This window comes from Mesorhizobium sp., assembly GCF_965229135.1.
Classification (GTDB): domain Bacteria; phylum Pseudomonadota; class Alphaproteobacteria; order Rhizobiales; family Rhizobiaceae; genus Mesorhizobium.
Window position 1 is genome coordinate 3,179,256 of the sequence record NZ_OZ245860.1, and the last position, 26,302, is coordinate 3,205,557.

The window sequence follows — 26,302 nt, forward strand, 5'->3', positions numbered from 1 at the left end:
TATGAAGACCGAACTCGATTATCTCGCTGAGCTTGCCGGCAAGGGCCGGATTTCACGCCGCGACTTTCTCGGCCGCACCGCCGCTCTCGGCGTGTCGGCCGCATTGGCGACGACACTGGCCGGAAGGGCCTTCGCGCAGACGCCGGTCAAGGGCGGCCTGCTCAAGGCGGGCCTGCAGGGCGGTGAATCGACCAACAGCCTCGATCCGGCGCTGAACCTCAGCCAGGTCACTTTCAGCTTCGACAAGCTTTGGGGCGAGTATCTCGTCCGCCTCACGCCGGACAACAAGCTGGTCAACCTGATCGCCGAGGACATCGGCGCATCCAAGGACGCCAAGACCTGGACCATCAAGGTGCGTGACGGCATCGAATTCCACAATGGCAAGACGGTCGGCGCGGAAGACGTGGCCGCCACCATCGAACGCCACGCAGACGAGAAGTCGAAATCGGGCGCGCTGGGCATCCTCAAGAACATCAAGGGCGTCAAGGCGAGCGGCAAGGAAGTCATCATCACCCTGGGCGACGCGGACGCCGACTTCCCCTATCTGATGGCCGACTACCACCTGGTCATCCAGCCCAATGGCGGCAAGGACAACCCCAATGCCGGCATCAGCGCCGGCCCCTACAAGGTCACCGTCAACCAGCCGGGCGTGCGCCATGGCGGCGAGCGCTTCGCCAATTACTGGCTTGGCGACAAGGCCGGCCATGCCGACCAGGTGGAGATCGTGGTCATCAACGACGCAACGGCACGCCTCGCAGCCTTGCAGGGCGGCCAGGTTCACATGATCAACCGCGTCGAGCCGAAGGTCGTGGATCTGGTCAAGCGCATTCCCGGCGTCAGCATCGAGAACGCCTCGGGCAAGGGCTATTACCCGTTCAACATGTTCTGCGATACGGCGCCCTTCGACAGCAATGACCTGCGCATGGCGTTGAAGCTGGCCATGGACCGCGACGAATTGCTGGAGAAGATCCTTCGCGGCTACGGCTCGGTCGGCAACGACTTCCCGATCAACGAAGCCTACCCGCTGTTCACGGCCATCGAACAGCGCAAGTTCGATCCGGACAAGGCCGCCGCCCACTACAAGAAGTCTGGCCATAGCGGGTCGATCGTTCTGCGCACCTCGGACGTCGCCTTCCCCGGCGCCGTCGATGCCGCACAGCTCTATCAGCAGAGCGCGGCCAAGGCCGGCATCAAGATCGAGATCAAGCGCGAGCCGGGCGACGGCTACTGGTCGGAAGTCTGGAACAAGCAGCCCTTCTCTCTGTCCTACTGGGGTGGGCGCGCGACGCAGGACCAGATGTATTCGACAGGCTACGTTTCGAGCGCCGATTGGAACGACACGCGCTTCAAGTCGCCGGCGTTCGACAAGATGCTGTTTGCGGCCCGAGGCGAACTCGACCAGGAGAAGCGCAAGGCGATCTATCACGACATGGCGGTGATGATGCGCGACGAGGGCGGGCTGATCGTGCCCTTCTTCAACCAGTTCATCGATGCGGCAGCGACCAACAAGATCGGCGGCTTCTCCAAGAGCCCGATCGGCGAAATGATGGACGGCTACGCGCTTTCGGAGTGCTGGCTCAACGCCTGATACGACATGCGTCTTGACCGGTTCCGCCACGCGGCACCGGTCATTGCCCTGCTTGGCCCTCCCGTGACGTCGGCCCTCGACGAGTGCCGACGTTCTGATTCAACAAACCGCATGGAGCAGCCCATGGCGCTCAAATCAAAACTCCTGCTCATCATCCTCGACGGCGTCCCCTACAGGAACTGGCGGCGGCTGATGGGCAATCTCGAAGGCTGGGTGCAATCGGGCGAGGCACGCGTCTGGAAGATGCGATCCGTGCTGCCGTCAACCTCGGCCTGCTGCTATGCGTCTATCCACACCGGAGTCTCGCCGCAGGTGCACGGCATCCTTTCCAACGAGAACCGCTTTCGCGTCAGCCAGCCGGACATCTTCTCGGAAGTCAGCAAGGCCGGCGGCAAGACGGGCGCGGTCACCCATTCCTACTGGTCGGAGTTCTTCCGGTCCTACCCGTTCGACCTGGTCGAGGACATGGAATATGACGAACCAAGCGGGCCGATCACGCATGGCCGGTTCCACACCATGACCGGCTACAACGCCCGCAACCAGATGACGCCGAGCGACGTCGACCTGTTCGCGACGTTGACCATGCTGACCAGGCGCCACCGCATCGACTACGGCATCCTGCACACCTGCACGCTGGACTCGATGGGCCACCGTTTCGGCCATGATTGCCACGAGATGGACCATGCCGTTTACGCCATGGACGGCATGCTCGCCGCCTTCCTGCCGGGCTGGATCGAAGCCGGCTATGAAGTGATGGTGACCGCCGACCACGGCCAGACCGATCGCGGCCATCATGGCGGCCATGACGACGAGATGCAGGATTTCGCGCTGTATTATTTCGGCTCCGGCAAGGGACCGGAGGGGGATGCGCTGCTCGACCAGTTGCAGCTTGCGCCGACCGTGCTGAGCCGGCTCGGAGTGGCGATACCTTCGACGATGAAGGCGAGGCCGTTTTTGGGGTGAGAAGCGGTCCGCGTGGCGGACGAAAGCCAATTGCTTGGCTTTTCGAGCTTCGAACGCCCTGAGCTTGCGAAGGGCCGGGTGAACGAGGATCAGCGCGCGGCGCCGATGACGGTTCTGGAAGAAACGCGGCGCTGCCCGGCCCTGCGCCATGGCTTCGGGCGTTCGTCACTTCAATCGACAAATCGTTGTCGATTGACCCGCCTCCGGCGGGACGCTCCTCACCCTCTGGCAACATCCCCATACTTCGGTTAGCCTCCGCGAATTCCTTGGCGGAGGATGAACCTTTTTGGGCCGATCAGCGACAGAGCAGGCAGGAGCCAGGCGGCTCGACCGGCGATGACCGCCGCGACGGAAACCGATCGCGAGCTTGTCGACCGGGTCGCGAAGGGCGACCGGGCCGCCGTGCGGCTCCTGTTCATGCGTCACCACGCGCGGGTCTACCGCTTCGTGGCGCGCCAGACGGGATCGGAAATGATGGCTGACGATATCGCGAACGAGGTGTTCCTGGAACTGTGGCGGCAGGCGCCGGGTTTCGAGGGTCGATCCGAGGTCTCGACATGGCTGCTCGGCATCGCCCGTTTCAAGGCGCTGTCGCTGCTGCGCAAACGGAAGGAAGACTGGATCGACGACGAAGCCGCCGCCGCCGTGCCCGACAGCGCGGATACGCCGGAAGTCGTCACCATGAAGGAAGACAAGGCGGCCGCCTTGCGGCGCTTCGTCGACGCCCTGCCGGAGGAACACCGTGCGGTGATCGACCTCGCCTACTATCACGGGCAATCGGTGAGCGAGATCGGCGAGGTGCTCCACATACCCGTTGCCACGGTCAAGACCAGGATGTTCTACGCCCGCAAGAAACTCGGCGAAGCCTTGAAGGCCGCCGGTTACGACAGGGGGTGGCCATGAGCGCCGCTGAAAAGATGTCGCGCCGCGACGAGATGGAAACGCTGCTGCCGTTCTATCTGAACGGCTCGCTGGAAGGCTCGGATCTGGAGGCTGTCGAGGAATGGCTGGCCAGCGACCCCGCCGCGATGGCGGCACTTGGCGAGGCCGAGGCCGAATTTTCCGGCACAGCCGCCGCCAATGAAGCGATCCGGCCGCCGGCCGACGCGCTCAGCCGCTTCGCCCGGGCGCTTGACGCCGAGGCCGGTCCGGTGCGCGCGCCGGCAAACCTGTCCTGGCTGGCGCAGGCCTGGAACCGCTTCATGTCGGTTCCCGTCGGCGTCGCCTGGGCCGCCGCCGCGGTGCTGCTTGCTGTCATCATGGTGCAATCGCTTGTGCATCCCGGTGTCAAAGGCGGCGATTTCGAGGTCGCCGGCACGGAAACCGACCTGGCGAAAATGCCGTTCGCGCTGGCCAGGTTCAAGCCGGATGCAAGGATGTCCGACATCACTGCCTTTCTGGGCCAGAATGGCTTGAAGATCCTGGATGGGCCGACCGCGGACGGCGTCTTCCGCCTGGGCATCCCGGCCACGACAGCGGCCGACTATGAAAAAGCGCTCGGCCTTATTGCTGCCCAGCCTTTCGCGGAAGCTGTGATGAAGGGAAGGAAACCGGCCAGTGGCGGCTAAGGCGGTCATTCGATTTTCGGTGGCAGCGGCGATGTCGATCGCCGCCGGCCCGGTCTTCGCGCAAACCAACGATCCGAACCTGACCCAGACGCAGATCGACTGTCTCGGCCGCACGAACGCGGCGGGCGCCGACTGCAACAAGGGTGGCGGTGACACAAAGGGCGGCTCCGGCGGAAAAGACAACGCAGGTACCACGCCTGGCGCCGGCGCGGTGCGCCCCGGCGCTGTGTTTCTTCCGAGCCTGATCGTCGACCTGTTCCCGAATCCGGCGGCTGCAACACCACCCAGCGAGCCGGCAAACGGCGCGGCACCATCGCCTCAGCCCGTTGCCGCGCAGGCCGCTGCGCCGAGCGGGCCTGTCGGCCCGCTTACGGATGCCGTCCTGACCGAGCCGTCGCGCGCCGTCTCCGGCGCGTTCGTGCCTGACGAGGTGTTGGTGACGGTCGCCGGCGACGCGGCCGCCGTGCAGCAGATTGCCACCACGTTCGGTCTCCAGGTGCGTTCGCAGCGCCAGTCGAGGTTGCTTGGTGCGACGCTGGTGCGCTTCGGCATTCCCGACGGTCGTCCGGTCGGTGTCGTGCTGGCGCAGCTTGCCGCCGATGGCCGCGCCCAGCGGCGCGAGCCCAACCACATCTATTCGCTGCAGCAGGCGGCCACCATCGTCAACTATGCCTTCGACCACATCGTGCTCGATCCAAAGCAGGCGAGCGGCGAGAATGTGCGTATTGCTGTCATCGACACCGGCATCGACGACACCAATCCGGCACTGTCCGGCGTCATTGCCGGGCAGTTCGACGCCATGCCCGATGTGCCGATCAAGGCGCGCGACCATGGCACGTCCGTCGACGGACTGATCGCCGGCGTGGGTGCGCTCGAAGGCATGGCGCCGGGCGCCAGGATCTACCACGCCCGCGCCTTCGAAGGCGGCAAGTCGACCATGGACGTCATCCTGGCGGCTATGGACTGGGCGGCGGGCCAGAATGTCCGCATCATCAATATGAGCTTCGTCGGTCCGAAGAACGACTTGCTTGGCACCGCGTGCCAGAACGCCCGGGCGCTGGGCATCGTGCTGGTCGCGGCAGCCGGCAACAACGGGCCGAAGGCGCCCTATGGCTATCCGGCTGCTTTCGACAGCGTCATCGCGGTGACCGCCACCGATGCCAAGGACCAGCTGATGCCGCAGGCAAATCGCGGCCCCTATGTGTTCATCTCCGCGCCCGGCGTCGAGATGGTGGCGCCGAGCGGCGCGGGCTCGGATGTGGTCACCGGCACCTCGTTTGCCGCGGCCATCGTGACCGGCGCCATCGCCAACCTCCTTCACACCGCGCCCGACCGCACCGCCGACTGGGTGCAGAAGGCACTGGCGACGACCGCCAGGGATCTCGGCGGGCATGGCCGCGACAATGATTTCGGCTACGGCCTGCTCGACACTAAAGCGGCCGAGGCCGTGAAGGAATAGGTGTTGGCCCTTGGCCGGGTAGGCGTATCACACGGGCGCGCCGGCAACCGATCCCCTCACCACCAGATCGACAGGCCAGACCTCGCCGCGCGCGCCTTCTTCCAGCCCGGAAATCCGCGCCGCCAGCCTTTCGGCAATGCGGGCGCCGGCCAGCCGGATCGATGAGCGCGTGGTCGACAGCGGCACCGTGAAGTTCTCCGGCTTCAGCCAGGGAAACACGTCGTCATGGGCGATCAGTGACACGTCACCTGGAATGGTGAGGCCGAGGTCGCGCACCGCGCGCACGACGCCCAGCGCCATGATCAGGCTGGAGCAGGCGATCGCCGTCGGCGCGTCCGGCTGTTCGAGCAGCCGCCTTGTGGCGCGATAGCCGTTCTCCTCGGTCATCGAGACAGAGCAGACGTGGCGCTCGCCCAATTCCAATCCGCTCGCCGCCAGGGCCCGGCGCACGCCGCGCTCGCGATGGATGGCGAAGGTCTCCCGGTCATCGCCGTTGATCAGCGCCAGCCGCCGGTGGCCGAGCTGGATGAGAAGCCTGGCCGCCTCATGAAAGGCGCCCTCATTGTCGATGTCGGTAAAGGGATAGTCGAAATCGAAGCCTTCGCTGCGGCCATGCACGATAAAGGGAATGCCGAGCGCGTTGACCAGCGCGACACGGCGGTCGGCGGGCCGCGGCGATGAGATGTAGACGGCATCGACCTGCTTGTTGGCGACGATGCGCCGGTAGGTCGTCTCCTGGTCGTCGGCATCGGCGGGCGATAGCACGAGGTCAAGCTCATGCGAGCGGGCATAGTCGCCGAGCCCGGACAGGAACTCGACGAAATGCGGGTCGATGTCGACCGAAGCGCCCGTCGGCAGCACATAGCCGATCATGCCGGTCTTGCCGGTGGCCAGCCGCCGCGCGCTTGGATTGGGGCGATAGCCATGACGCTTGGCGGCGTCCATCACCCGCCGGCGCGTTTCCTCATTGACCTCGGGATAGCCGTTCAGCGCACGGCTGACCGTGGTCTGTGAAAGCGCCAACATATGAGAGAGCTGCTTAAGGTTCACTGGAGGCCTCCAAACCTCAAAGCGCTTTCAATTCGAGAGAGGCCGCACGCTGTGACCGCGTGGGGACACTGCTACAACCATAGGCGTGCTTTGGGCGGGTTTGAAACAAAATTTGCTGCTGCACCGCCATAAAACTATGCTGCATCGCACTTTTTGGTGCCTTTCCAACCAGAATTAAATCGATTAGTCCTCCCTCCTCTTGACTTTCGCATGATTCAATGGCGAGATCGCAGAAGCCAAAGCGCTTTGGAAGACTCTCTTCAAAAAGGTTGCGGTTCCTTTCTGACTGAGTCACATTCCTGCGACGTCGGCGGGCGGAATGGAGGTTCCGTCCGGTGTTGATGACCACTGGGAGGAATACCGATGAAGAAAGTGCTTCTGCTTGGCGTCGCTGTGGCAGCGCTCGCCCTGAGCGTTCCGGCGCAGGCCGAACTGAAATTCAAGCCGGGCGAGGATCCCCGCTTTCACTGGGCGAACTATGACGATCTCAAGAAGGTCGACCTCAAGGGCGAAACCCTGTCGATCTTCGGGCCGTGGCGCGGCGAGGACGAGACGCTGGTGCGCAACGTCCTTGAATATTTCCAGGAAGCCACCGGCGTTGAGATCAAATACTCCTCGTCGGAAAATTACGAGCAGCAGATCGTCATCGATACGCAGGCCGGCAGCCCGCCCAACATCGCTGTCCTGCCACAGCCCGGCCTGATCCAGGACCTGGCCTCCAAGGGCTTGCTGACGCCGCTCGGCGACGCGACGGGAAAATGGGTCGCCGAGAACTATGGCGCCGGCCAGTCCTGGGCCGCGCTCGGCACATACAAGGGCAAGGATGGAAAGTCCGACTTCTATGCGTTGCCCTACAAGGCCGACGTGAAGGGCCTCATCTGGTACTCGCCGGACAATTTCAAGGAAGCCGGCTACACGGTGCCGAAGTCCCAGGAAGAGTTGGCCACGCTGGAGCAGAAGATCATCGCCGACGGCGGCAAGCCATGGTGCATCGGCCTCGGTTCGGGCGGCGCCACCGGCTGGCCGGCGACCGACTGGGTCGAAGACATCATGCTGCGCACGCAGGCGCCGGAGGTCTATGACAAGTGGGTGACGAACCAGATCCCGTTCACCGATCCCGCAGTCGTCAACGCCATCGACATCTTCGCCAAGATCGCAACCGACGACAAGATGGTCGACGGCGGCGCCAAGGCGGTTGCGGCAACCGATTTCCGCGACAGTCCGAAGGGGCTCTTCACGGTGCCGCCGAAGTGCTACATGCATCACCAGGCATCGTTCATCCCAAGCTTCTTCCCCGAGGGCACCAAGCTTGGCCAGGACGCCGATTTCTTCCTGTACCCGCCCTATGCCTCCAAGCCTGAACTCGGCACGCCGGTGGAAGGCGCCGGCACCCTGGTCATGATCACCAAGGATTCAAAGGCGGCGCGCGCCTTCATAGAATTCCTCAAGATGCCGTTGGCGCATGAACTCTGGATGGCCCAGGGCAGCTTCGTGACGCCCTTCAAGGCGGTCAACAAGGATGCCTATGCCAGCGACGCGCTCAAGCGGCAGGGTGAGATCCTGGCGAATGCGACGACCTTCCGCTTCGACGGCTCGGACCTGATGCCGGGCAAGATCGGCGCAGGCGCCTTCTGGACCGGCATGGTCGACCTGGTCGGTGGCAAGTCCGCCCAGGATGTCGCGGCCGACATCCAGAAAGCCTGGGACGCAATCAAGTAAGCGGGCCATCCGGCCCTTTGCCCTGGATCCGGACCCGTCGGCCCGGATCCGACGAGCATCACCGCTCGCAATCCTGATGAGCGCATAGACCATTTCCGGCATGAAGCGCTGTCCGCAAGAAGGGGAACCCGATTGCCTCCACAGCGCTCTCGAAAAACTGAATCTGCGCCTGATCCCATCGCCAAGGTCGTTGTTCCTGGCTGATCACGCGCATGGGGAGGGATACCATGGCGGGTCAGATTTTCTCAGCCATATTCGTCATCATCATCGGCGTCGGCGGCTGCGTCGCCTATTTCTGGGGCGCTAACAGACTGGTCGACCTCATATTCCCGTCGCGGGGCGTCGAGGGTGCCGCCGCGATCGACAATCTGCGCCGACAGGGACTGGTGCGGCCGTGGTTGTTCGTCGGCCCGGCGATGATCATCCTGACCATCTATCTCATCTATCCGGTGATCGAGACGCTGCGATTGTCCTTCCTCGATCGCGGCGGCGTCAATTTCGTCGGTCTCGCCAACTATCAATGGGCGTTCGGCGACCGCGACTTCCGCAACTCGATCCTCAACAATGTGCTTTGGCTGGCCGTGGTGCCCGCGGCCTGCACCTTCCTCGGCCTGATCATCGCGGTGCTCACCGACAAGATCTGGTGGGGCACGATCGCCAAGAGCCTCATCTTCCTGCCGCTGGCGATTTCCTTCGTCGGCGCCAGCGTGATCTGGAAATTCATCTATGAGTATCGCGGCGAGGGCCAGGTGCAGATCGGCATCCTCAACGCCATCATCCAGCATTTCGGGGGCCAGCCGCAGGTCTGGATATCGCTGCCGTTCTGGAACAATTTCTTCCTGATGATCATCCTGATCTGGATCCAGACCGGCTTTGCCATGGTCATCCTGTCGTCCGCCCTGCGCGGCATTCCCGAGGAAACGCTGGAGGCGGCTGTCATCGACGGCGCCAATCCGTTCCAGATTTTCTGGAAGATCATGGTGCCGCAGATATGGGGGACCATCGCCGTCGTCTGGACCACCATCACCATCCTGGTGCTCAAGGTGTTCGACATCGTGCTGACCATGACCAATGGGCAATGGAACAGCCAGGTCCTGGCCAATCTGATGTTCGACTGGATGTTCCGCGGCGGCGGCGATTTCGGCCGTGGCGCGACCATCGCCATCATCATCATGATCGCGGTCATTCCGATCATGATCTGGAACATCCGCCAGGCGAACAAAGAGACGGGAGGGCACTGAAATGGCCGTCGCAACCGGAAACTCCTTTGCCAGCCGCATCGGCGTCCACCTTGCCGTGCTGGTCTTCGTGGTGATCTGGACCATCCCGACACTCGGCATCCTTGTCTCGTCGCTGCGCGACAAGGACCAGATCATCGCCTCCGGCTGGTGGAACTCGTTTTCCAGTTCCAGCCAGACCGAAGCAGGCCGCCTGCCCGCCGCCTCGACGCAAGTCCAGAAGGACGGCAAGTTCGTCCTGCAAGGCAACATCTTCGGCGACGGCGCCAGGCGCAACATCAGCGCCTTCGGCACCAAGTCAGCCGCACCGACGCAATATCCCGCCGGCAGCACCGCCGACGTTGGCGATGGCGTAACCTTGCAGCTCAATTCCGACGGCAGTTTCGTCATGCAATCGCCCAAGGCCTTCGAAGGCGACCGTGGCCAGCGCGTCTATTACGCCTCGTCGGCGCCGCCGAAATTCACCACCGACAATTACAAGACGGTACTCTTTTCGGAAGGCATCGGCCGCTCCTTCATGAATTCGCTGACCGTGACCATTCCGGCGACCGTCATCCCGATCCTGATCGCCGCCTTCGCCGCCTATGCGCTGGCCTGGATGCGTTTTCCCGGCCGGGCCCTGCTGATCGCGGTTATCATCGGCCTGCTGGTCGTGCCCCTGCAGATGTCGTTGATCCCGCTGCTGAAGCTCTACAACGGCGTCGGTACTTTCTTCGGGGTTCCCTCGAAAACCTATCTCGGCATTTGGCTGGCGCATACGGGCTTCGGCCTGCCCTTCGCCATCTACCTGCTGCGCAGCTACATTGCCGGCCTGCCGCGCGAAATCATGGAATCGGCGCGCATCGACGGCGCCAGCGATTTCGAGATCTTCGTCAAGATCGTCCTGCCGCTGTCGTTCCCCGTGCTGGCCTCCTTCGCGATCTTCCAATTCCTTTGGGTATGGAACGATCTGCTGGTCGCAATGGTTTTCCTCGGTACCGAGGGCGATCAGATCGTTCTGACCGCCAAGCTCAATGCGCTGCTCGGTTCGCGCGGCGGCAATTGGGAAATCCTGACGACATCGGCGTTCATCACCATCATCGTGCCGCTGATCGTGTTCTTCTCGCTGCAGCGCTATTTTGTTCGCGGGCTGCTTGCCGGCTCCGTGAAAGGAGGTTGAGACAATGCAATCCGCTTTGAAGGTTACCGTGAAGCCCGACGCCGCGGTCGATCGAGACTGGTGGCGTGGCGCGGTGATCTACCAGATCTATCCGCGCAGCTACCAGGACTCGAACGGCGACGGCATCGGCGACCTGAAGGGCATCATCACCCGGCTGCCCTACATCGCGGCGCTGGGCGCGGACGCGATATGGATCTCGCCTTTCTTCAAGTCGCCGATGAAGGATTTCGGCTACGACGTGACCGACTATTGCGACGTCGATCCGATGTTCGGCACGCTGGCCGACTTCGATGCGCTGACCGCGGAAGCGCACCGGCTGGGGTTGAAGGTGATGATCGACGAGGTGCTTTCACACACCGCCGACAACCACCCGTGGTTCAAGGAAAGCCGCGCCAGCCGCGACAACCCGAAGGCCGACTGGTATGTCTGGGCGGATGCAAGGCCGGACGGCACGCCGCCCAACAACTGGCTGTCGATCTTCGGCGGCTCGGCCTGGCAGTGGGATACCAGCCGCCAGCAATATTACCTGCACAATTTCCTGGCCGAGCAGCCCGACCTCAATTTCCACAACCGCGAGGTCCAGGACGCGTTGCTCGACGTCACGCGCTTCTGGCTGGAGCGCGGCGTCGACGGCTTCCGCCTCGACACCATCAATTTCTACTTCCATAGCCAGGGCCTTGAAAACAACCCGCCGCTGCCGCCGGAAGAGCGCAACGACCAGACCGCGCCGGCGGTCAATCCCTACAACTATCAGGACCATCTCTACGACAAGAGCCGCCCGGAGAATCTCGGCTTCCTCGAGCGGTTCCGCGCCCTTCTTGATGAATACCCGGCAACCGCCGCTGTCGGCGAGGTGGGCGATTCGCAACGCGGGCTGGAGGTGGTCGCCGCGTACACCGCCGGCGGCAAGCGCGTGCATATGTGCTATTCGTTCGACTTCCTGGCGCCGGAGAAGATCAGCGCCACCAAGGTGCGCTCGGTTCTGGAAGCCTTCGGCAAGGTTGCCAGCGACGGCTGGTCGTGCTGGGCCTTTTCCAACCATGACGTCATGCGGCCGGCGACGCGCTGGGCGGCTTGCGAAGCCGATCCGACCGCCTATCTCAAGGTGATATCGGCGCTGCTGATGTCCCTGCGCGGCTCGGTCTGCATCTATCAGGGCGAGGAACTGGGGCTCGGCGAGGCCGATCTCCGGTTCGAAGACCTGCAGGACCCCTACGGCATCCGCTTCTGGCCGGAATTCAAGGGGCGTGACGGTTGCCGCACACCGATGGTGTGGGACGCCGCAGCCAGAAACGGCGGCTTCTCGACGGCAAAGCCCTGGCTGCCCGTACCCGGCAAGCACCTGTCGCAGGCGGTCAATGTGCAGCAGGGCGACGACGGCTCGCTGCTTGAGCATTACCGGCGCTTCCTTGCCTTCCGCCGCGCGCACCCGGCGCTCGCCAAGGGCGATATCGATTTCATCGATAGCGAGGGCGACACAGTTGCGTTCACGCGCCGCGAAGGCAACGAGCGGATCGCCTGCGTTTTCAATCTTGGGGCCAAGCCGGCCGAGGTCGATCTTGGCGGCGGTTCGCTGCAGCCCTTGCCGGGACACGGATTTTCGGGGCAGTCGGGGACCGGTTCCATCCGCCTCGGGGCTTACGGCGCCTGGTTCGGGCGTATCGACTGACTTGCGAGAAGAATTCACTGGGAGGAAATCATGGCCGATGTCACGCTAAGGCAAGTGAAGAAATCATACGGCAATCTCAATATTCTCCACGGCATCGACCTCGACATAAAGTCGGGAGAGTTCATCGTCTTTGTCGGCCCTTCGGGATGCGGCAAGTCGACCTTGCTGCGGTCGATCGCAGGGCTTGAGGAAATCACCTCCGGTGAGCTCAAGATAGCCGGCGAAGTGGTCAACGACGTGCCGCCCTCGAAGCGGGGCATTGCCATGGTGTTCCAGTCCTACGCGCTCTATCCGCACATGACCGTCTACGACAACATGGCGTTCTCGATGAAGATCGGTAAAGAGAACAAGGCTGAGATCGACCGGCGCGTGCGCCAGGCAGCCGAGATCCTGCAACTGACCAAATATCTCGACCGCCTGCCCAAGGCGATGTCGGGCGGCCAGCGCCAGCGCGTCGCCATCGGCCGCGCCATCGTGCGCAATCCCAAGGTGTTCCTGTTCGATGAGCCGCTGTCCAACCTCGACGCGGCATTGCGCGTCGCCACGCGCATCGAGATCGCCAAGCTCAAGGAATCGATGCCGAACACGACGATGATCTACGTCACCCACGACCAGGTCGAGGCAATGACCTTGGCCGATCGTATCGTGGTGCTGAAGGACGGCCACATCGAACAGGTCGGCACGCCAATGGATCTTTACAAGAGACCCGGCAATCTGTTTGTCGCCCAGTTCATCGGCTCGCCGGCTATGAACATCCTGCCGGCCACGATCGACCAGACAGGAAACCCCACCGTCGTCAGCCATGTCGGCGGGCGCAAGGCGACCGTGCCGATCACGACGCCTGCATCCGCCAAAGGCGCATCGGTTGGCTTCGGCGTGCGACCGGAGGATCTCATGATCGCCACCGGCACGGATTATCTTTTCGAGGGCAAGGTCGACTATGTCGAGCAGCTCGGCGAGGTGCAGCTGGTCTATGTGGATATCGGCCGCCCGGACCTGCCGCTGGTGACCAAGCTGCCGGGCAATGTCGAGGTCAAGCGCGGTACTGTACTGCGGCTTACCGCCAATGCCGAAGACCTTCATATCTTCGACCCCGACGGGCGTTCATTCGCCCTTCACCAGGCGGAAGCGAAGGCGGCCTGAAACAGGCAACCGCATGCCGGAACCTTCCACGAAAAAGAGCGGCGGGCTGGGCCCGCCGCTCTTTCTTGGTTGTCAGCTTCGGCTGTTAGTGGTTGCCGAAGAGGTCCCGGTTGGCGCCCTGAGGGGCCGACTTCTGCCCGTCATTTGCCGAATTCAGCAACTTGTAGACCGGTGAGCTGCTGTTTGCGATCGACGCCGTCGGCGCATTGTCGACATTGACGTTCGCCGGCTGGTTGGGGCCGTTGGCGCGGAAGTTGTCGCTAGCGGCGAATGCGCTGCCGGAAATCGCGACAAGGGCGGCGGCGAGAATGATCTTCTTCATTTTTCGTACTCCTGAATTTCAAAGTTCAGCGGAGGGGCGCATGGCTCCATCTCCGCGATCGGCAGTTTTAGTTGTTGCCGAAGAGGTCGCGGTTGGCGCCCTGAGTGGCAGGCTGCTGCTTGGCGCCCGGTTCCGACTTCTTGATAGAAGCGGTGTACGAGCTGTCGACAGTGTTTGCCTGCTGGTTGGCGCCGTTCGAGCCGTAGTTATCACTACCGGCAAAAGCGCTGCCGGAAATCGCCAGAAGGGCGGCGGCAGTAAGGATGATCTTTTTCATTTTTGGTACTCCAGTATATTTTTTCCGTCCGTCTAGCGGCGTGTCTTGGAAGGAATTCGCGTCGTTCGGACAGCCCCGATGTGGGTGAGCCACCCGTCCGTTTCCAATCACGAAGTTGTTCCGCGTGGACCATGAATCCACACCTTGAAATTGTACCAGGCGTCTCTACTCCGCCAATTTTATGCATTATTATCAGCTATTTAGGTTGTTCCGTCGAACCCGTCGCCAACTGGATTCGTGAGCCGGCGTTCACACCGTCTTGCACGCAGTGTCAACAGAAACGAACCGTTCGGTTCGATTTTAGAAAGTGCTAATAGTCACTTTTCGATACTGTTAGCGCTTTTTAACCATGTTGAACCTCGGTCCGAAGCGCCTGATCCGCCGCTATGGCCGCATCCGGGTACCACTTGTCCATCGCGATCCCTTTGCGATTGCGGGTCGAGAATGTTTGGATGCGTGTCGCGCCACATGGATGCGATGTCGCTTTCATGCCGATGTCGCAAACGCTGTCGTGATTAGATCATGTCATCTCAGGTGCCGCTTCGAGACGAACGAAGCGGAGAATTGGGAAGCCGGTCGAAACCCGGCGCTGCCCCCGCAACGGTGGTGGAGTTCAAGTCGCAACGGGAGACCACTGGGCCAAGGCCTGGGAAGGTGTCGCGACCGTCCAGTTGGACACTCCAGAGCCCGGAAACCAGCCCGAGATATAGAACTCGACTGATCGCGGTGGGCGGTCAAGAGGTGGATGGTGGTTGACCGGCGCATTGCCGGCCGGCGTCCTGTCACTCCTCTCCTCCCCCCCGGTTCAGTCTTTGAGCGACATGCGCCCTGTTGGTCGCGCAAGTACGCTCCGGGATTTGGATTGCGTCGCGTTTTCCGATTTCGGGCCGATGCGAAGTATGAGGACAGGACATGGACGCGCGCAACGACATGCTGAGGCTGCTGCAAAATCGCAGGGACGGCTTCTCGCTCGAGCAGCCCTTTTATACCGACCCGGATTATTTCAAGCTCGACATGGAGCTGATCTGGTATCGCGACTGGCTGTTCATAGGTCACGATTGCGAACTGCCGAAGCCCGGCAGCTATATCACCGTGCAGATCGGCGACTATCCGGTTGTGCTGGTCCGCGACCAGAAGGGCAAGATCAACGCCTTCCATAATTCCTGCCGCCATCGCGGCAGCCGCGTGTGCAACACCGAGAAAGGCACGGCGGCAAAGCTTGTCTGCCCCTACCACCAATGGACTTACGAGCTCGATGGCCGATTGCTTTTCGCGCGGCAGATGGCGGACGGTTTCGACAAGAGCCAGTACGGGCTGAAGCCGGTCGCCTGCGAAAGCGTCGGTGGCTACATCTTCATCTGCCTGGCCGGGGAACCCGCCGATTTCGCGCCGATGCGGGCGATGATCGAGCCCTATCTCCTGCCGCACCGGTTGAGCGAAGCGAAGGTCGCCTTCGAAAGCACGATCATCGAGAAGGGCAACTGGAAGCTGGTCTGGGAAAACAACCGCGAATGCTACCACTGCGCCGGCAACCATCCGGAACTGTGCAAGACCTTCCCGGAAGCACCGACCGTAACCGGCGTGCAGGGCGCCGACAGCGATCCGGAAATGCTGGCGCACTGGACGAAATGCGAAGCGGCGGGCCTGCCGAGCAAGTTCCGCATCGATCCGGCAGGGCAGTACCGCGCCACCCGCGCGCCGCTGCTGCGGGATGCCGTCAGCTACACGATGAACGGCAAGCGGGCGGTGAAGAAGAACCTCTCCGACAGCGTCGCGGCCGACCGCATCGGCACATTGATGCACTACCACTATCCGACGACCTGGAACCATATCCTCATTGATCACGCCGTTACCTTCCGCGTGCTGCCGATCAGCGCCACGGAAACGGCGGTGACGACGAAGTGGCTGGTACACAAGGATGCGGTCGAGGGCGTCGATTACAATCTCGACGAGCTCACCCATGTGTGGACGGAGACCAACGATCAGGACCGCCGCATCGTCGAGGAGAACGCGTTCGGCATCCTGTCGCCGGCCTATGAACCAGGCCCTTACTCCGAGTTGCATGAGGGGGGCGTGATCCAGTTCGTCGACTGGTATGCGCGCTTTATCGGCCCACGCCTCGCGGAAGGCGGCCGTCCGGCGCTGCGCAGTGTCGCCTAGCTGATGTGGCCCAAAAGTGCTCAGCGGTTCCGTGATCACGACATGAGCAGTGCAAGAAGGACTTGAGGGATGAACGCGATGACTGACCTTGGCCTCTATCGTCATCTCGACCAGATGACACCCTGGAACGACAGGCTCCAGGTGCTGGAAGTGATCGGCGTCAGCGACGAGGCGCCGGACGTGAAGACCTTCACTTTCCGCTCCGACAACCAGACCTGGTTCCGCTACAAGCCAGGGCAGTTCGTGACGCTGGAATTGCCGACCGTCGACGGCCCGCTGATGCGCACCTACACGCTGTCGTCCTCGCCATCCCGGCCATTCTCGATCGCGGTGACGGTGAAGGCGCAGGCGGGCAGCATCGGCACGCGCTGGATGTTCGACCATCTGAAGCCTGGCACGCATGTCAAGGCCTATGGACCGACGGGCGATTTCTCGCTGCACAGCCATCCGGCCGCGAAGTACCTGTTCATTTCGGCCGGATCCGGCGTGACGCCGATGATGTCGATGCTGCGCTGGCTGAACGACTGCGCGCCATGGACAGATGTCGGCTTCGTCAACTGCGCGCGGCGCCCGGAAGAGATCATCTTTCGCAAGGAGCTCGAATTGCTTGGCGGCCATATGCCGGGCCTGTCGCTCGGCTTCATGATCGAGGAACGGTCGAGCCGCGAGGGCTGGTACGGGCATATGGGCCGGATCGATGCGATACGCCTGCCTCTGCTGGCACCAGACTTTCGCGAGCGTGAGATCTTCTGCTGCGGTCCTGACCCGTTCATGCGCGCCGTGCGCGGTATGCTGGACGCCTCTGGCTTCGACATGGACCACTACCACCAGGAGAGCTTTGCCGCACCCGCGGTCGAGGAAATACCAGCTCCCTTCGAATCGCCCGACGAGGGTGGGGCCCGGTCTCCCGTCGAAGTCACGCTACCGGTCCGATTCGCCCTTTCGGACGTCGATGCCGAGTGTGTTGCCGGCCAGACCGTATTGCAGACCGCTCGCGCCTCCGGGGTCAGGATTCCCGCCGCCTGCGAATTCGGCCTGTGCGGAACCTGCAAGGTGAAGAAGGTCACGGGCGACGTCGAAATGAGCCATAATGGCGGCATCCTCGACCACGAGATCGATGATGGCTTCATATTGGCCTGTTGCTCCAAGCCGCTATCGGCACTTGAAATAGAGGCGTGATCCCGGCCAGAACCGAACTGATCCCCAAAAATGGTCAGCGGCGCGCCGATATCCCCGGCTTGCCAAGGCGGAACCGACTGTTTACAGGCCTTGTCGAGGGGGTAGAGCAATCGCATCTGTCGGCAGCGACAGGCGGAGACTGCGGAGCGGGTTCAGTGTCAATGCGTCAATCCGACGTTTACGCGGTTGCGAGCAAGGATGTCGTCTTTGAGACTTTCGACGGCGAGGCCGTCGTCCTCGATCTCTCGACAGGCAAGTATTTCGGTTTCTCCGATTCAGGCAGCAGGATATGGCAGGCACTGTCGTCAGGTGTTGCAGCCCAAGCCATCGTTGGGCAATCGGCCGGCGGCACAACGATAGGCGTGGCCGAACTCGAAGGCTTCCTTTCACAGCTGCTCGAATTCAAGTTGATTGTACCCCTGCCCGACACGCCGGCGCAGCCCCTCTCCGGCGAGCTTCTCGCCGCTCTCGCCCAAACCGGCGAACCCATCAAGGTCGAGGTGCATGACGATCTTGCCGATCTCATTGTGGTAGACCCGATCCACGAGGTCGACGAGCCTCTGGGCTGGCCAGCCGTCAAGCAGAAGTCGTGAGCACCATGCTCCGTGCACCTTCGTTTCGCTGGCCGGCGCGGGGATAGCCGGGCCATGCGGCGCGTCACTCTCGAAAACCTGACGGATTATGCCCGCCATGTACTCGAGGTGACTGAACGCAATGCCGGTGACTATCCGGTCACCGAGACCATCCAACTGCCGGGACTGAAGCTGACGGCGCATCTGGGCCAAGGCCTGCTGTCGGATGCTATGAAGCATGCCTTTGTTCGGGCTGAGGACAGCGCCGACGCGCACGCCGACTGCCGCATTTTTGTCGCCCATCCGGGCATCGGAACCATTCCCGATCCCGCGACGTGGGGCCAAGCCCATTTCACACCGCAGGCCTTCGCCACCAGACTGGCCGATGCGGGGCTGCGCGGCAGCTATTTCCATGACCTGGATTTCTGGCAATTCTACGATCCGCACCGTCGCGTCGGCGCCCAGCTGATGAGATCCGCCGACAGCTTTCCGCCCTGGGAACCAGGGGCTCCGCTGCGAGCCTTCCTGCATTGGGAGTATGCGGCGCGCGGCATGCGGCTGGCGCACGCCGGAACCCTCGGCATCGATGGCAAGGGCATTCTGCTCGCCGGCGCTGGCGGATCCGGCAAATCAGGTACGGTTGTCGCCGGATTGCTCAACGGGCTCAACAGTGTCGGCGACGACTATGTGCTGATGGACATAGCCGGCGGAGTGAGCGCCTATCCTTTGTTCGCTACCCTCAAGCAGGATCCAAAAGGTTTCAGGCGGTTGGGACTGCAGCACCGGTTGAAATCCCAGGGGCCGCTGAACTGGCAGGGGAAGCACCAGTTTCTCCTCGAAAATATCGCGGTGCAAACAACGCCCGCACGTCTAGACATTATTGCATTGCTGGTGCCAATTATCGGCGGGGGTGGGGCAAGCTCGATAATGCCTGTATCGCGCAAGGATGCCATGATTGCCTTGGCGCCGTCCGGCATTTCTCAGATGCCCGGCGAACGGGAAAGCGGCTTCCGTTTTTTCAGCGAGTTGACACGCCTTCTGCCATGCTACCGGCTGTCTCTCGGGACGCGGTCCGAGGAGATCGCCGGCACGATTTCGGAATTTCTGGCGCGGGGCAATCGATGCAACTCAGCGTGATCATGCCGGTCTACAATCGCGAAAAGTATGTCGTCCCTGCTTTGCGATCCCTGCTCAGGCAACGCGACGCAGCCGACCTCGACATCATCGTCATCGACGACGGTTCGACCGACGGATCGGCCAGAGCGGTCCGCGCGATGATGAGCGAGGCACCGTGCATCCGCCTTTTCCAGCAGACCAACAAGGGGGTCGCCAAGGCGCGCAACCATGGGCTGAGGCAATTGCTGCCGCGGACCGAGTTCGTGTCGTTCCTCGACTCGGATGATATTTCGCCGGCGGGTCGTTTCAAGGCAGACCTTGCCCGATTCGAAGCCGATCCAGGTCTCGACCTGACCTATTCCCTGATCAAGCTGGTCGACACCATCGATGATGAGACGCTGGAGCCGGCTGCCGACACCCGGTCCCTGACCGTGCGGGGGCTCTCCTTGAGCGCTGGGATATTCACCCGAAAGCTGGTCGATCGAACGGGTGGCTTCGACGAGGCGTTCAGCCAGGCCGAAGACACCGACTACCTGCTGCGCATCTTCGAAAGCGGCGCGAGGTTCGTCATGCCGGATACAGTGGCGACCTACTACAGGCGCCACCCCGGCAACATGACCAAGGCGCGGGACGTTCCGCTTCGCGAGTATTTGCGCGCCATCCACAAATCGATGAGCCGGCGCAAGGCGAACCCGTCGCTGCGCATGGTCGAGGGTATCTTCGACCTCAGGGACTCCGCCGGTTGGCGTTTCATGTGACATGGTCGATGATGGAGCCGCCGTGCAGGGAATAGGGCCCGGGCAGATGAAGCAACCACGGCAAAGCTCCTGACGCGGGAAGGCTGATGAAGCTGAGCGTGATCATGCCGGTCTACAATCGGGAACGATATGTCGGGTCGGCGCTGCGCTCATTGCTGAGGCAGCGCGATGCAGCCGACCTCGATATCATCGTCGTCGACGATGGCTCGACGGATGGGTCAGCCGAGGTCGTGCGCGCGCTGATGGACGAGACATCGTGCATCCGCCTGTTCAGCCAGGCCAATGCCGGCGTGACCAGGGCCCGCAACAGCGGCCTGCGACAATTGCTGCCGCAGACCGAATTTGTATCATTCCTCGACTCCGACGACATATCGCCGGCCGGTCGCTTCAAGGCGGATCTTGCCTGTTTCGGGGAGGATTCCGGGCTTGAACTGACTTATTCCCTGATGACGCTGGTCGACAACATCGACGAAAAGACGCTGGCGCCGGCCGAGGACGCCAATTGCATGACAGTTCGCGGAATTCAGTTGTCAGCCGGGATATTCGCGAGAAGCCTCGTGGACCGAACCGGCGGCTTCGACGAGGCCTTCCAGCAGGCCGAAGATACAGACTATCTTCTGCGCGTCTTCGAGAGCGGGCCGAAATATGTCATGCCTGACACGGTGGCGTTGTACTACAGGCGCCATCCCGGCAATATGACCAAGGAGGCTGACATTCCAGCTCGCGAATTCATGCGCGCCATTTACAAATCAATGACCCGGCGCAAGGCTAACCCCTCACTGAAAAGAATAGAGGGCATCTTCGATTTCAAGGACCTCGCCGGCTGGCGTTTTATGTGAAATGTCGAATTACAGCGTCGTCATCCCTGCCTTCAACGCGGCCGCCACCATTGCCGAGACCCTGCGATCGGTCGTGGCCCAGTCGGTCAAGCCCGACACGATCATCGTCGTCGATGATGGTTCAACCGACGACACGGTGGCCGTGATCAACGCGATGAGCCTGCCGGTACGCGTGCTGCGCCAGGAAAACGCCGGGCCTGGAAGCGCCACGAACAGAGGCATTGCCGCGCTGTCGGCGCCGCTGATCGCGACGTTGGACGCCGATGATCTATGGTTGCCGACCAAGATCGAGGAACAGCTTGCGCATTTGAGACGATCTCCCGCTACAGCCGGCGTCTTTACCCATATACGCAATTTCCGCGACGACCGGCCCGATGCCGCGGAGATCGCCGTCACCCCGGGCTGGTCACGCTCGACGATGATGATGCGCCGCGAGGTCGTCGACGCCGTCGGGCCGATCGTCGACCCGCCCGGCGGTCGCGGTGAAATGATCGACTGGATCGCGCGTGTGCGCGAAGCAGGCTTTGTTCTCGACATGCTGGGCGAGGCATTGGCGTTGCGCCGCATCCGACCGGGCAGCCTGTCCTACGGGCGCGATGCCCAGCGCGATCGAGGCTACATCGCGGTCGCCCGGCTCGCCATGCAACGTCGGGCTCGAAACAAGGTGGGCTCCATTTGACGGCCGGATCGATACGCCGCATCGGCCGCCGGTTCCCCGACTACGGCTGGTCCTGGCCCACCGGCAAGCTCGACCAGTTGCTCAAGGCCGCGCTTCTTCCCGACGATGATGCGGCGTGCCAATACGCGGCACGCTGGCTGGACGAGAACGACATCGATCTCGTCTCCTTCCGCGAGCATCGCCTGCTCACCGCCATTTCCGACAGGTTCGGCAGGAAGCTCTCGGGTCACGCAGCCTATCCGCGCCTTGTCGGGCTGCAAAAGATGCTGTGGACCAAGTCGCGAATGGCGATGCGCGAAGCAGAGCCGGCATTGGCGGCAATGGTCGACGCAGGCGCCGATGTCATGCTGATCAAGGGCGCCAGCCGCATTGCGGTGGATGCCTCGGCACAGCGCGGCAGGGTGGCGCACGACATCGACATATTGGTGCGCCCGCGGCATATGAGGGTCGCCTTCGATGTGCTGCGCGACAGCGACTGGCAGATCGCCAGCGGCGTCAGCCCGCAGTATCTGAGGACGAGGCTGGATTCCATCCGGTCGATGAATTTCTTCAAGGGCAGCTTCGGCGACATAGACCTGCACCAGTTGGGTTACGACGGGTCACAGACCAGCGTGGAAGATGACGCGGCTATCTGGGAGCGCGGGTTGCGGGCCGAGTTCACCGGGGTGAGCGTCTTCGTGCCGTCGCCGGCCGACCGCATGGCGCTCGCGATCGCGCATGGCGGCCTGGATGCCCATACGCACAGCGACTGGCTGGTCGATTGCGCTGTCGCGATCCATGGCCGCGATGTCGACTGGGAGATCTTCCGCGATATCGTCGCCAGACGCAGTATTGCCGTTCCGGCCGCGGTGGCGCTGTCCTATCTCTCCCTGGAGATCGGGATTCCCGTATCCCAACCCGCGCTTGCAAGCGTGGTCGAAATGGCTGACCGGGCCGGCCTGTCGCGCTGGTCCTCGATCCTGCAAGCCAAGCCACGTACCGATTTCGGTGGCCTCGTCTGGCTGTCACGCGGACTTGCCAAGCAATTGCGCCTGAAGCGAAGGAAGGGACGGCTGAGGCAATCCACGCCCGAGATCGTCTGGCGCGGCCGGTCGGTCAGGCGTACGGCGCCGACAGCGCCGATGCCATTCGTATTTTCGCAGACCATCCCTCACCCGGAGACGACCGGGGACGTCATGCTGGACCTCGTCGTCAGGATCGGCGTTCCTCCGGTACGGCGACGCATCGAAATGGAGATCAATGCCGACAGCGGCCATGTCGCCCGCCTGCGATCGATGGCCATCAGCCGCTCCGGCAAGGAAAGGGTGCTGCACTTCCGCGGCAAGGTCACGCTGGACGGCGCGCGCCAGGCGTTGGTGCTCGAAGCCAGGCCAGCCCGCCAGTTTCGCGAATGGAACGACGAGGCAACCGTCGCCGCCTATGGCGCGCTGCCTTTTCAGCTGTTGTCGGCGAAGTTCTCGCCTGCCGGATAGGCAAGCGGCGTTTCCTGAAAGGTCCGATTGGATGATCGGCCCACGTTTCCCGTCAGACCCCATAGCGCTCGGTGCGGATGATTTCCGCCGCAACATCGGCGTCGATCAGCGCCTGCGCGGCGGCCGAGACAAACGAGTTCGAGCCGCAGACGAAGGCAAGTTTGGGCGGCGCGGGGAGCCGCGCCATGGAATGCACCGCCATTGCGGCGTCGATCCTTCGCGAATAGTCCGACGGGCGCCGGGCAGCCTCTCGCGTCAGTGTCAGCACCAGTTCAAAACCGTTCTTGCGGTTATCGAGACCGATCAGCTCATCGCGAAAGATGACCTCCTCCCAGACACGGGCGGAGAACATCAGGGCGACGGGCACCGTCGACTTACGCGCGGCGCGATGTCGAACCATCGCCGCCAACGGCACAACTCCGGAGCCGCCGCCAACCAGCAGGAGCGGACCGCCGTCGCTGTCGTACCAGACGAAATGTCCGCCAAGCGGACCCCGCAATTCGATCTCGTCGCCCACCGCCGCGACATCATGAAAGAAGGGCGAGACCTCGCCATCGTCCAGTCTTTCAATGGCAAGTTCGATGGTTTTGCCGGCTTCCGGCGCGGATGCAATCGAATAGGAACGGCGTGCCTGATAGCCGTCCGGCGCCGTCAGCCGGACATCGACATGTTGTCCGGCACGGTAGAGGAAGGGACGCGACGGCTGGAGGAAGAAGCTGGTCACGCGTGGCGTGCGCTTGCGGATGCCGGTGATAACAGCCGTCTGCCAGGGGGATTGCGCGGCCGCTTCGCCGCTCATGGGTCGCTCGTATAGCGCTGCTCGCGCCAGGGATCCCCGTAGATGTGATACCCGCGCAATTCCCAGAAGCCAGGTTCGTCGCGCTGTGTGAACTGCAGCCCGTTCACCCATTTGGCCGATTTCCAGAAATAGAGATGTGGAACAAGCAGCCGTGCGGGCCCGCCATGGTCCGGCGTGAGCGGCTTGCCCTCATAAACCATCGCCACCATCGCCTTGCCGGCCACGAGATCCTTTGTCGGCACATTGGTGGAATAGCCATCGAAGGAAAGTGCCAGCGTGAAGGCGGTTGGCGGCTCGATCCCGGCATCGGCGAGAATGTCATCGACCAGGACGCCCTGCCACGGCGTGTCGAACTTGGTCCACGCGGTGACGCAATGGATGTCGAGCGTCATCTTGCTCAACGGCAAGGCATTGAATTCGGCCCAGTTCCATTTCTTGACCGGACGGGGCCCGTGCTTCAGCGTGAACGACCAATCCTCGGTGCGCACGCGTGGCGTGGGCCCCGCCGACAGGACCGGAAAGCCCTGTTCGAGATACTGTCCGGGCGGGATGCGCCCATCATTGCTGGTGGGAGGCCGCCGTCCGGAAAAGCCGCGGGTGACCATCGAGACACTCCGATTGCTTCGGCCGTCCTGCGGCCTTCGCCAGTGTTCTCGAAGATGCGACGGCAGGCAACAGAATTCGTCGGCGCGGACAGTCGGCAAGCTTGCCGATGGATTGGCAAGCTTGCCGCTTGGGAGCCGCGTCCGCGCCTGGCTTCAGCCGGCCGCGAAAGGCACCGCGACGAACAATTGTGCGCCGTCGCGCTCCACCAGCAGAAGCACGGACTTCTTGCCGGACTTGCCGGCTTGCGCGATCGCCTGGGTCACCTGCCGGGCCGTCTTCACCGGGGCCTGATTGACGGCGAGGATGATGTCGCCGGTCTGGATGCCGGAGGCCGACGCGGTCTTGTCCGGATTGACGCTCGCGACGATGGCGCCGTGTTGATTGGCCGGGAGCTTCATCGCCTGGCGGATGTCAGGGGTGATGTCCATCAGGCCGAGGCCTATCGCAGGAGAGCGAAGCCCCTGCTCGGCTGATGGTGTGCCGGAATCGTCAAGCGAGGCGGTCTTGACGTCATCTCCGTTGCTGCCGATAGCAACGGAAATCGCCATGTCCTTGCCATTGCGCCATACGTCTAGCGTTTCCTTGGCTCCCGGCGACACGTCGGCGACCGCGCGCGAAAGGTCCTTGGGGTCCTTTATCTCCTGACCGGCAAAACTGGTGATGACGTCACCCGTCTCGACGCCGGCCTTGGCGGCGGGCGAACCGTCATTGACCTGGGAAACCAGGGCGCCGGTGGAATGATCGAGCCCGATCGCGTTGGCCACGTCCGGCGTCACGGGCTGGATCTGGACCCCCAGGTAGCCATACTGGATCGAGCCGTCCTTCATCAGCTTGGCGACCACCTTCTGGGCCTGGTCGGACGGAATGGCGAAGCCGACACCGACACTGCCGCCATTCGGCGAATAGATGGCCGTGTTGATGCCGACGACATTGCCGTTCACATCAACCAGCGGACCGCCGGAATTGCCGTGATTGATCGGCGCGTCGATCTGGATGAAGTCGTCAAACGGGCCGCTGTGCAGATCGCGGCCACGCGCCGAAACAATGCCTGCCGTGACGGTGGTTCCGATACCGAATGGATTGCCGATTGCGAGCACCTGGTCGCCCGTCATGAGCTTGTCGGAATCACCCCATTTGACGGTCGGAAGGGGCTTGTCGGCCTGGATCTTGAGAACAGCGAGGTCATTCTTGGCATCACGGCCGACCAGCTTCGCCGGAAGTTCGGTGCCGTCGTCCAGTGTGACCTTGATCGAGACGGCGCCGTCGACGACGTGATTGTTGGTGACGATGGTTCCATCGGAGGCCACAATGAAGCCTGAACCGAGGGCCTCGGTGCGCTGCGCCTGCTCCTGGGGCGGCGTCTTGGGCGCACGGCGCCCTTGATCGCCAAAGAACTGGTGGAAATATTCGTCAAACGGAGAGTTGCCGTTGGACGGAGTTTCGTCGCTTGTGTCGGCCGGCTGAGCCTTCATGATGGTGGTGACCGTCACGACAGCCGGCTTGTCGGTCGCCACGATCGGCGCGAACGAGCCGTTGGGAGCCGTCACGCCGGCGACAGGCGTCATGGTCGCGGCCTGGGCATAGCTGGTGGCCCTGAGAGCCGAGACAGCCAGGGGGCTTACGATCAGCGCGGCGCCCAGCAATGCGGCGACGCGATGTCTGCGTAGAATATAAAGAGATGACATGGTCGTTGTCCGAGCGAGAAACGGGTTGGGCGCCGTGGCGTGCTCCGTTTCCGGAATCGCCCATTCGGCTGTCGGCCTTCGGGGTTGCCGGTCTCGCTTTTCGCAGCAACCGATCGGGTCGACGAATTTGAATCTAGTGCGCGGAAGGGCGAGAATTAGGCCTTCAGGCCATGTTACAAAGATTTAATTCTTTTCTGCCGGCGTGTGCTGTGCGCGCCATCCACCATGGCAAGCTGAAGTTCAGCTTCAACTCTCCAGCGCTTGAGAGATACGACAAAAAAT

24 protein-coding genes and 1 riboswitch are annotated in these 26,302 nt (G+C 62.6%); of the genes, 18 read left to right on the forward strand and 6 right to left on the reverse strand.

Translation table 11 applies throughout. The features are described from left to right. Window position 1 precedes the first annotated feature (1 nt). The 5 genes from ACO07C_RS15030 (at window position 2) to ACO07C_RS15050 (ending at window position 5,578) form a co-directional block, all read left to right on the forward strand. Window positions 2–1,588, forward strand: a complete 1,587-nt coding sequence (locus ACO07C_RS15030) for an ABC transporter substrate-binding protein (RefSeq protein ID WP_421914945.1) — start codon at window positions 2–4, stop codon at window positions 1,586–1,588. 123 nt (window positions 1,589–1,711) lie between these two features. Next, complete coding sequence (locus ACO07C_RS15035) at window positions 1,712–2,551, forward strand: alkaline phosphatase family protein (RefSeq protein WP_421914946.1); 840 nt, start codon at window positions 1,712–1,714, stop codon at window positions 2,549–2,551. Between the two features lie 336 nt (window positions 2,552–2,887). Beyond that, the gene (locus tag ACO07C_RS15040) at window positions 2,888–3,454 is read left to right on the forward strand and encodes a sigma-70 family RNA polymerase sigma factor (RefSeq protein WP_421914947.1); all 567 of its coding nucleotides are present in this window, start codon (window positions 2,888–2,890) and stop codon (window positions 3,452–3,454) included. Then, window positions 3,451–4,119, forward strand: coding sequence for an anti-sigma factor (locus ACO07C_RS15045; protein WP_421914948.1), 669 nt, complete (start codon window positions 3,451–3,453; stop codon window positions 4,117–4,119). Before ACO07C_RS15040 ends, ACO07C_RS15045 begins: the two co-directional genes overlap by 4 nt. Next, the gene (locus tag ACO07C_RS15050; RefSeq protein ID WP_421914949.1) at window positions 4,109–5,578 is read left to right on the forward strand and encodes a S8 family serine peptidase; all 1,470 of its coding nucleotides are present in this window, start codon (window positions 4,109–4,111) and stop codon (window positions 5,576–5,578) included. The genes ACO07C_RS15045 and ACO07C_RS15050 overlap by 11 nt, the downstream gene beginning before the upstream one ends. Before the next feature lie 27 nt (window positions 5,579–5,605). On the opposite strand, the gene ACO07C_RS15055 is transcribed toward ACO07C_RS15050, so the two are convergent. Then, window positions 5,606–6,628: a substrate-binding domain-containing protein gene (locus tag ACO07C_RS15055; protein ID WP_421914950.1), complete on the reverse strand. Its 1,023-nt coding sequence runs from the start codon at window positions 6,626–6,628 to the stop codon at window positions 5,606–5,608. A gap of 363 nt (window positions 6,629–6,991) precedes the next feature. Between ACO07C_RS15055 and ACO07C_RS15060 the strand changes: the two genes are divergently transcribed. The 5 genes from ACO07C_RS15060 to ACO07C_RS15080 all read left to right on the forward strand — a co-directional run bounded on the left by ACO07C_RS15060 (window position 6,992) and on the right by ACO07C_RS15080 (window position 13,556). Further along, a complete protein-coding gene (locus tag ACO07C_RS15060) occupies window positions 6,992–8,347 on the forward strand; it encodes an ABC transporter substrate-binding protein (RefSeq protein ID WP_421914951.1) in 1,356 nt (451 codons plus the stop codon). Window positions 8,348–8,574: 227 nt separating this feature from the next. Next, window positions 8,575–9,588, forward strand: a complete 1,014-nt coding sequence (locus ACO07C_RS15065) for a carbohydrate ABC transporter permease (RefSeq protein WP_421914952.1) — start codon at window positions 8,575–8,577, stop codon at window positions 9,586–9,588. 1 nt (window position 9,589) lies between these two features. After that, a complete protein-coding gene (locus ACO07C_RS15070) occupies window positions 9,590–10,744 on the forward strand; it encodes a carbohydrate ABC transporter permease (protein ID WP_421914953.1) in 1,155 nt (384 codons plus the stop codon). A 4-nt stretch (window positions 10,745–10,748) separates the two neighbouring features. Next, the gene (locus tag ACO07C_RS15075) at window positions 10,749–12,413 is read left to right on the forward strand and encodes an alpha-glucosidase family protein (protein WP_421914954.1); all 1,665 of its coding nucleotides are present in this window, start codon (window positions 10,749–10,751) and stop codon (window positions 12,411–12,413) included. Window positions 12,414–12,443: 30 nt separating this feature from the next. Continuing rightward, a complete protein-coding gene (locus ACO07C_RS15080) occupies window positions 12,444–13,556 on the forward strand; it encodes an ABC transporter ATP-binding protein (protein ID WP_421914955.1) in 1,113 nt (370 codons plus the stop codon). A gap of 85 nt (window positions 13,557–13,641) precedes the next feature. Here ACO07C_RS15080 and ACO07C_RS15085 read toward each other — a convergent pair whose 3' ends face one another. Beyond that, window positions 13,642–13,878 (reverse strand): DUF680 domain-containing protein, encoded by a 237-nt coding sequence (locus ACO07C_RS15085; RefSeq protein ID WP_421914956.1) that lies wholly within the window; start codon window positions 13,876–13,878, stop codon window positions 13,642–13,644. Window positions 13,879–13,945: 67 nt separating this feature from the next. Then, entirely contained in the window at window positions 13,946–14,155 is a 210-nt protein-coding gene (locus tag ACO07C_RS15090) for a DUF680 domain-containing protein (protein ID WP_421914957.1), read from the reverse strand. Window positions 14,156–14,670: 515 nt separating this feature from the next. Continuing rightward, window positions 14,671–14,872: riboswitch (cobalamin riboswitch) on the forward strand. Window positions 14,873–15,067: 195 nt separating this feature from the next. Between ACO07C_RS15090 and ACO07C_RS15095 the strand changes: the two genes are divergently transcribed. From ACO07C_RS15095 to ACO07C_RS15130, 8 genes are all read left to right on the forward strand, one after another. After that, window positions 15,068–16,315, forward strand: coding sequence for an aromatic ring-hydroxylating oxygenase subunit alpha (locus tag ACO07C_RS15095; protein ID WP_421914958.1), 1,248 nt, complete (start codon window positions 15,068–15,070; stop codon window positions 16,313–16,315). A gap of 78 nt (window positions 16,316–16,393) precedes the next feature. Then, window positions 16,394–17,494 carry a 2Fe-2S iron-sulfur cluster-binding protein gene (locus tag ACO07C_RS15100; RefSeq protein WP_421917536.1) on the forward strand — a complete coding sequence of 367 codons (1,101 nt, stop codon included), beginning with the start codon at window positions 16,394–16,396 and terminating at the stop codon, window positions 17,492–17,494. 161 nt (window positions 17,495–17,655) lie between these two features. Next, a complete protein-coding gene (locus ACO07C_RS15105) occupies window positions 17,656–18,087 on the forward strand; it encodes a PqqD family protein (RefSeq protein ID WP_421914959.1) in 432 nt (143 codons plus the stop codon). A 210-nt stretch (window positions 18,088–18,297) separates the two neighbouring features. After that, window positions 18,298–19,203, forward strand: coding sequence for a serine kinase (locus ACO07C_RS15110; protein ID WP_421914960.1), 906 nt, complete (start codon window positions 18,298–18,300; stop codon window positions 19,201–19,203). Continuing rightward, the gene (locus ACO07C_RS15115; RefSeq protein WP_421914962.1) at window positions 19,188–19,940 is read left to right on the forward strand and encodes a glycosyltransferase family 2 protein; all 753 of its coding nucleotides are present in this window, start codon (window positions 19,188–19,190) and stop codon (window positions 19,938–19,940) included. The genes ACO07C_RS15110 and ACO07C_RS15115 overlap by 16 nt, the downstream gene beginning before the upstream one ends. A gap of 86 nt (window positions 19,941–20,026) precedes the next feature. Then, window positions 20,027–20,779, forward strand: a complete 753-nt coding sequence (locus ACO07C_RS15120; protein WP_421914963.1) for a glycosyltransferase family 2 protein — start codon at window positions 20,027–20,029, stop codon at window positions 20,777–20,779. Window position 20,780: 1 nt separating this feature from the next. Continuing rightward, window positions 20,781–21,458 carry a glycosyltransferase family 2 protein gene (locus ACO07C_RS15125; protein WP_421914964.1) on the forward strand — a complete coding sequence of 226 codons (678 nt, stop codon included), beginning with the start codon at window positions 20,781–20,783 and terminating at the stop codon, window positions 21,456–21,458. Continuing rightward, window positions 21,455–22,930, forward strand: coding sequence for a nucleotidyltransferase family protein (locus ACO07C_RS15130; RefSeq protein ID WP_421914965.1), 1,476 nt, complete (start codon window positions 21,455–21,457; stop codon window positions 22,928–22,930). The genes ACO07C_RS15125 and ACO07C_RS15130 overlap by 4 nt, the downstream gene beginning before the upstream one ends. 52 nt (window positions 22,931–22,982) lie before the next feature. Here ACO07C_RS15130 and ACO07C_RS15135 read toward each other — a convergent pair whose 3' ends face one another. The 3 genes from ACO07C_RS15135 to ACO07C_RS15145 form a co-directional block, all read right to left on the reverse strand. Further along, window positions 22,983–23,729, reverse strand: a complete 747-nt coding sequence (locus ACO07C_RS15135) for an FAD-binding oxidoreductase (RefSeq protein ID WP_421914966.1) — start codon at window positions 23,727–23,729, stop codon at window positions 22,983–22,985. Then, on the reverse strand, window positions 23,726–24,334 hold the full coding sequence (locus tag ACO07C_RS15140; protein WP_421914967.1) for a molybdopterin-dependent oxidoreductase: 609 nt from the start codon (window positions 24,332–24,334) through the stop codon (window positions 23,726–23,728). Before ACO07C_RS15140 ends, ACO07C_RS15135 begins: the two co-directional genes overlap by 4 nt. Before the next feature lie 153 nt (window positions 24,335–24,487). Beyond that, window positions 24,488–26,020: a DegQ family serine endoprotease gene (locus tag ACO07C_RS15145; RefSeq protein ID WP_421914968.1), complete on the reverse strand. Its 1,533-nt coding sequence runs from the start codon at window positions 26,018–26,020 to the stop codon at window positions 24,488–24,490. Window positions 26,021–26,302: the final 282 nt, after the last annotated feature.

Coding starts and splice junctions, on each gene's coding strand:
- ACO07C_RS15095 (WP_421914958.1), top strand. CDS start 15,068: ATGGACGCGCGCAACGACATGCTGAGGCTGCTGCAAAATCGCAGGGAC.
- ACO07C_RS15100 (WP_421917536.1), top strand. CDS start 16,394: ATGACTGACCTTGGCCTCTATCGTCATCTCGACCAGATGACACCCTGG.
- ACO07C_RS15140 (WP_421914967.1), bottom strand. CDS start 24,334: ATGGTCACCCGCGGCTTTTCCGGACGGCGGCCTCCCACCAGCAATGAT.
- ACO07C_RS15065 (WP_421914952.1), top strand. CDS start 8,575: ATGGCGGGTCAGATTTTCTCAGCCATATTCGTCATCATCATCGGCGTC.
- ACO07C_RS15135 (WP_421914966.1), bottom strand. CDS start 23,729: ATGAGCGGCGAAGCGGCCGCGCAATCCCCCTGGCAGACGGCTGTTATC.
- ACO07C_RS15035 (WP_421914946.1), top strand. CDS start 1,712: ATGGCGCTCAAATCAAAACTCCTGCTCATCATCCTCGACGGCGTCCCC.
- ACO07C_RS15030 (WP_421914945.1), top strand. CDS start 2: ATGAAGACCGAACTCGATTATCTCGCTGAGCTTGCCGGCAAGGGCCGG.
- ACO07C_RS15125 (WP_421914964.1), top strand. CDS start 20,781: ATGTCGAATTACAGCGTCGTCATCCCTGCCTTCAACGCGGCCGCCACC.
- ACO07C_RS15060 (WP_421914951.1), top strand. CDS start 6,992: ATGAAGAAAGTGCTTCTGCTTGGCGTCGCTGTGGCAGCGCTCGCCCTG.
- ACO07C_RS15110 (WP_421914960.1), top strand. CDS start 18,298: ATGAAGCATGCCTTTGTTCGGGCTGAGGACAGCGCCGACGCGCACGCC.
- ACO07C_RS15115 (WP_421914962.1), top strand. CDS start 19,188: ATGCAACTCAGCGTGATCATGCCGGTCTACAATCGCGAAAAGTATGTC.
- ACO07C_RS15090 (WP_421914957.1), bottom strand. CDS start 14,155: ATGAAAAAGATCATCCTTACTGCCGCCGCCCTTCTGGCGATTTCCGGC.
- ACO07C_RS15105 (WP_421914959.1), top strand. CDS start 17,656: ATGCGTCAATCCGACGTTTACGCGGTTGCGAGCAAGGATGTCGTCTTT.
- ACO07C_RS15045 (WP_421914948.1), top strand. CDS start 3,451: ATGAGCGCCGCTGAAAAGATGTCGCGCCGCGACGAGATGGAAACGCTG.
- ACO07C_RS15085 (WP_421914956.1), bottom strand. CDS start 13,878: ATGAAGAAGATCATTCTCGCCGCCGCCCTTGTCGCGATTTCCGGCAGC.
- ACO07C_RS15080 (WP_421914955.1), top strand. CDS start 12,444: ATGGCCGATGTCACGCTAAGGCAAGTGAAGAAATCATACGGCAATCTC.
- ACO07C_RS15145 (WP_421914968.1), bottom strand. CDS start 26,020: ATGTCATCTCTTTATATTCTACGCAGACATCGCGTCGCCGCATTGCTG.
- ACO07C_RS15075 (WP_421914954.1), top strand. CDS start 10,749: ATGCAATCCGCTTTGAAGGTTACCGTGAAGCCCGACGCCGCGGTCGAT.
- ACO07C_RS15070 (WP_421914953.1), top strand. CDS start 9,590: ATGGCCGTCGCAACCGGAAACTCCTTTGCCAGCCGCATCGGCGTCCAC.
- ACO07C_RS15040 (WP_421914947.1), top strand. CDS start 2,888: ATGACCGCCGCGACGGAAACCGATCGCGAGCTTGTCGACCGGGTCGCG.
- ACO07C_RS15120 (WP_421914963.1), top strand. CDS start 20,027: ATGAAGCTGAGCGTGATCATGCCGGTCTACAATCGGGAACGATATGTC.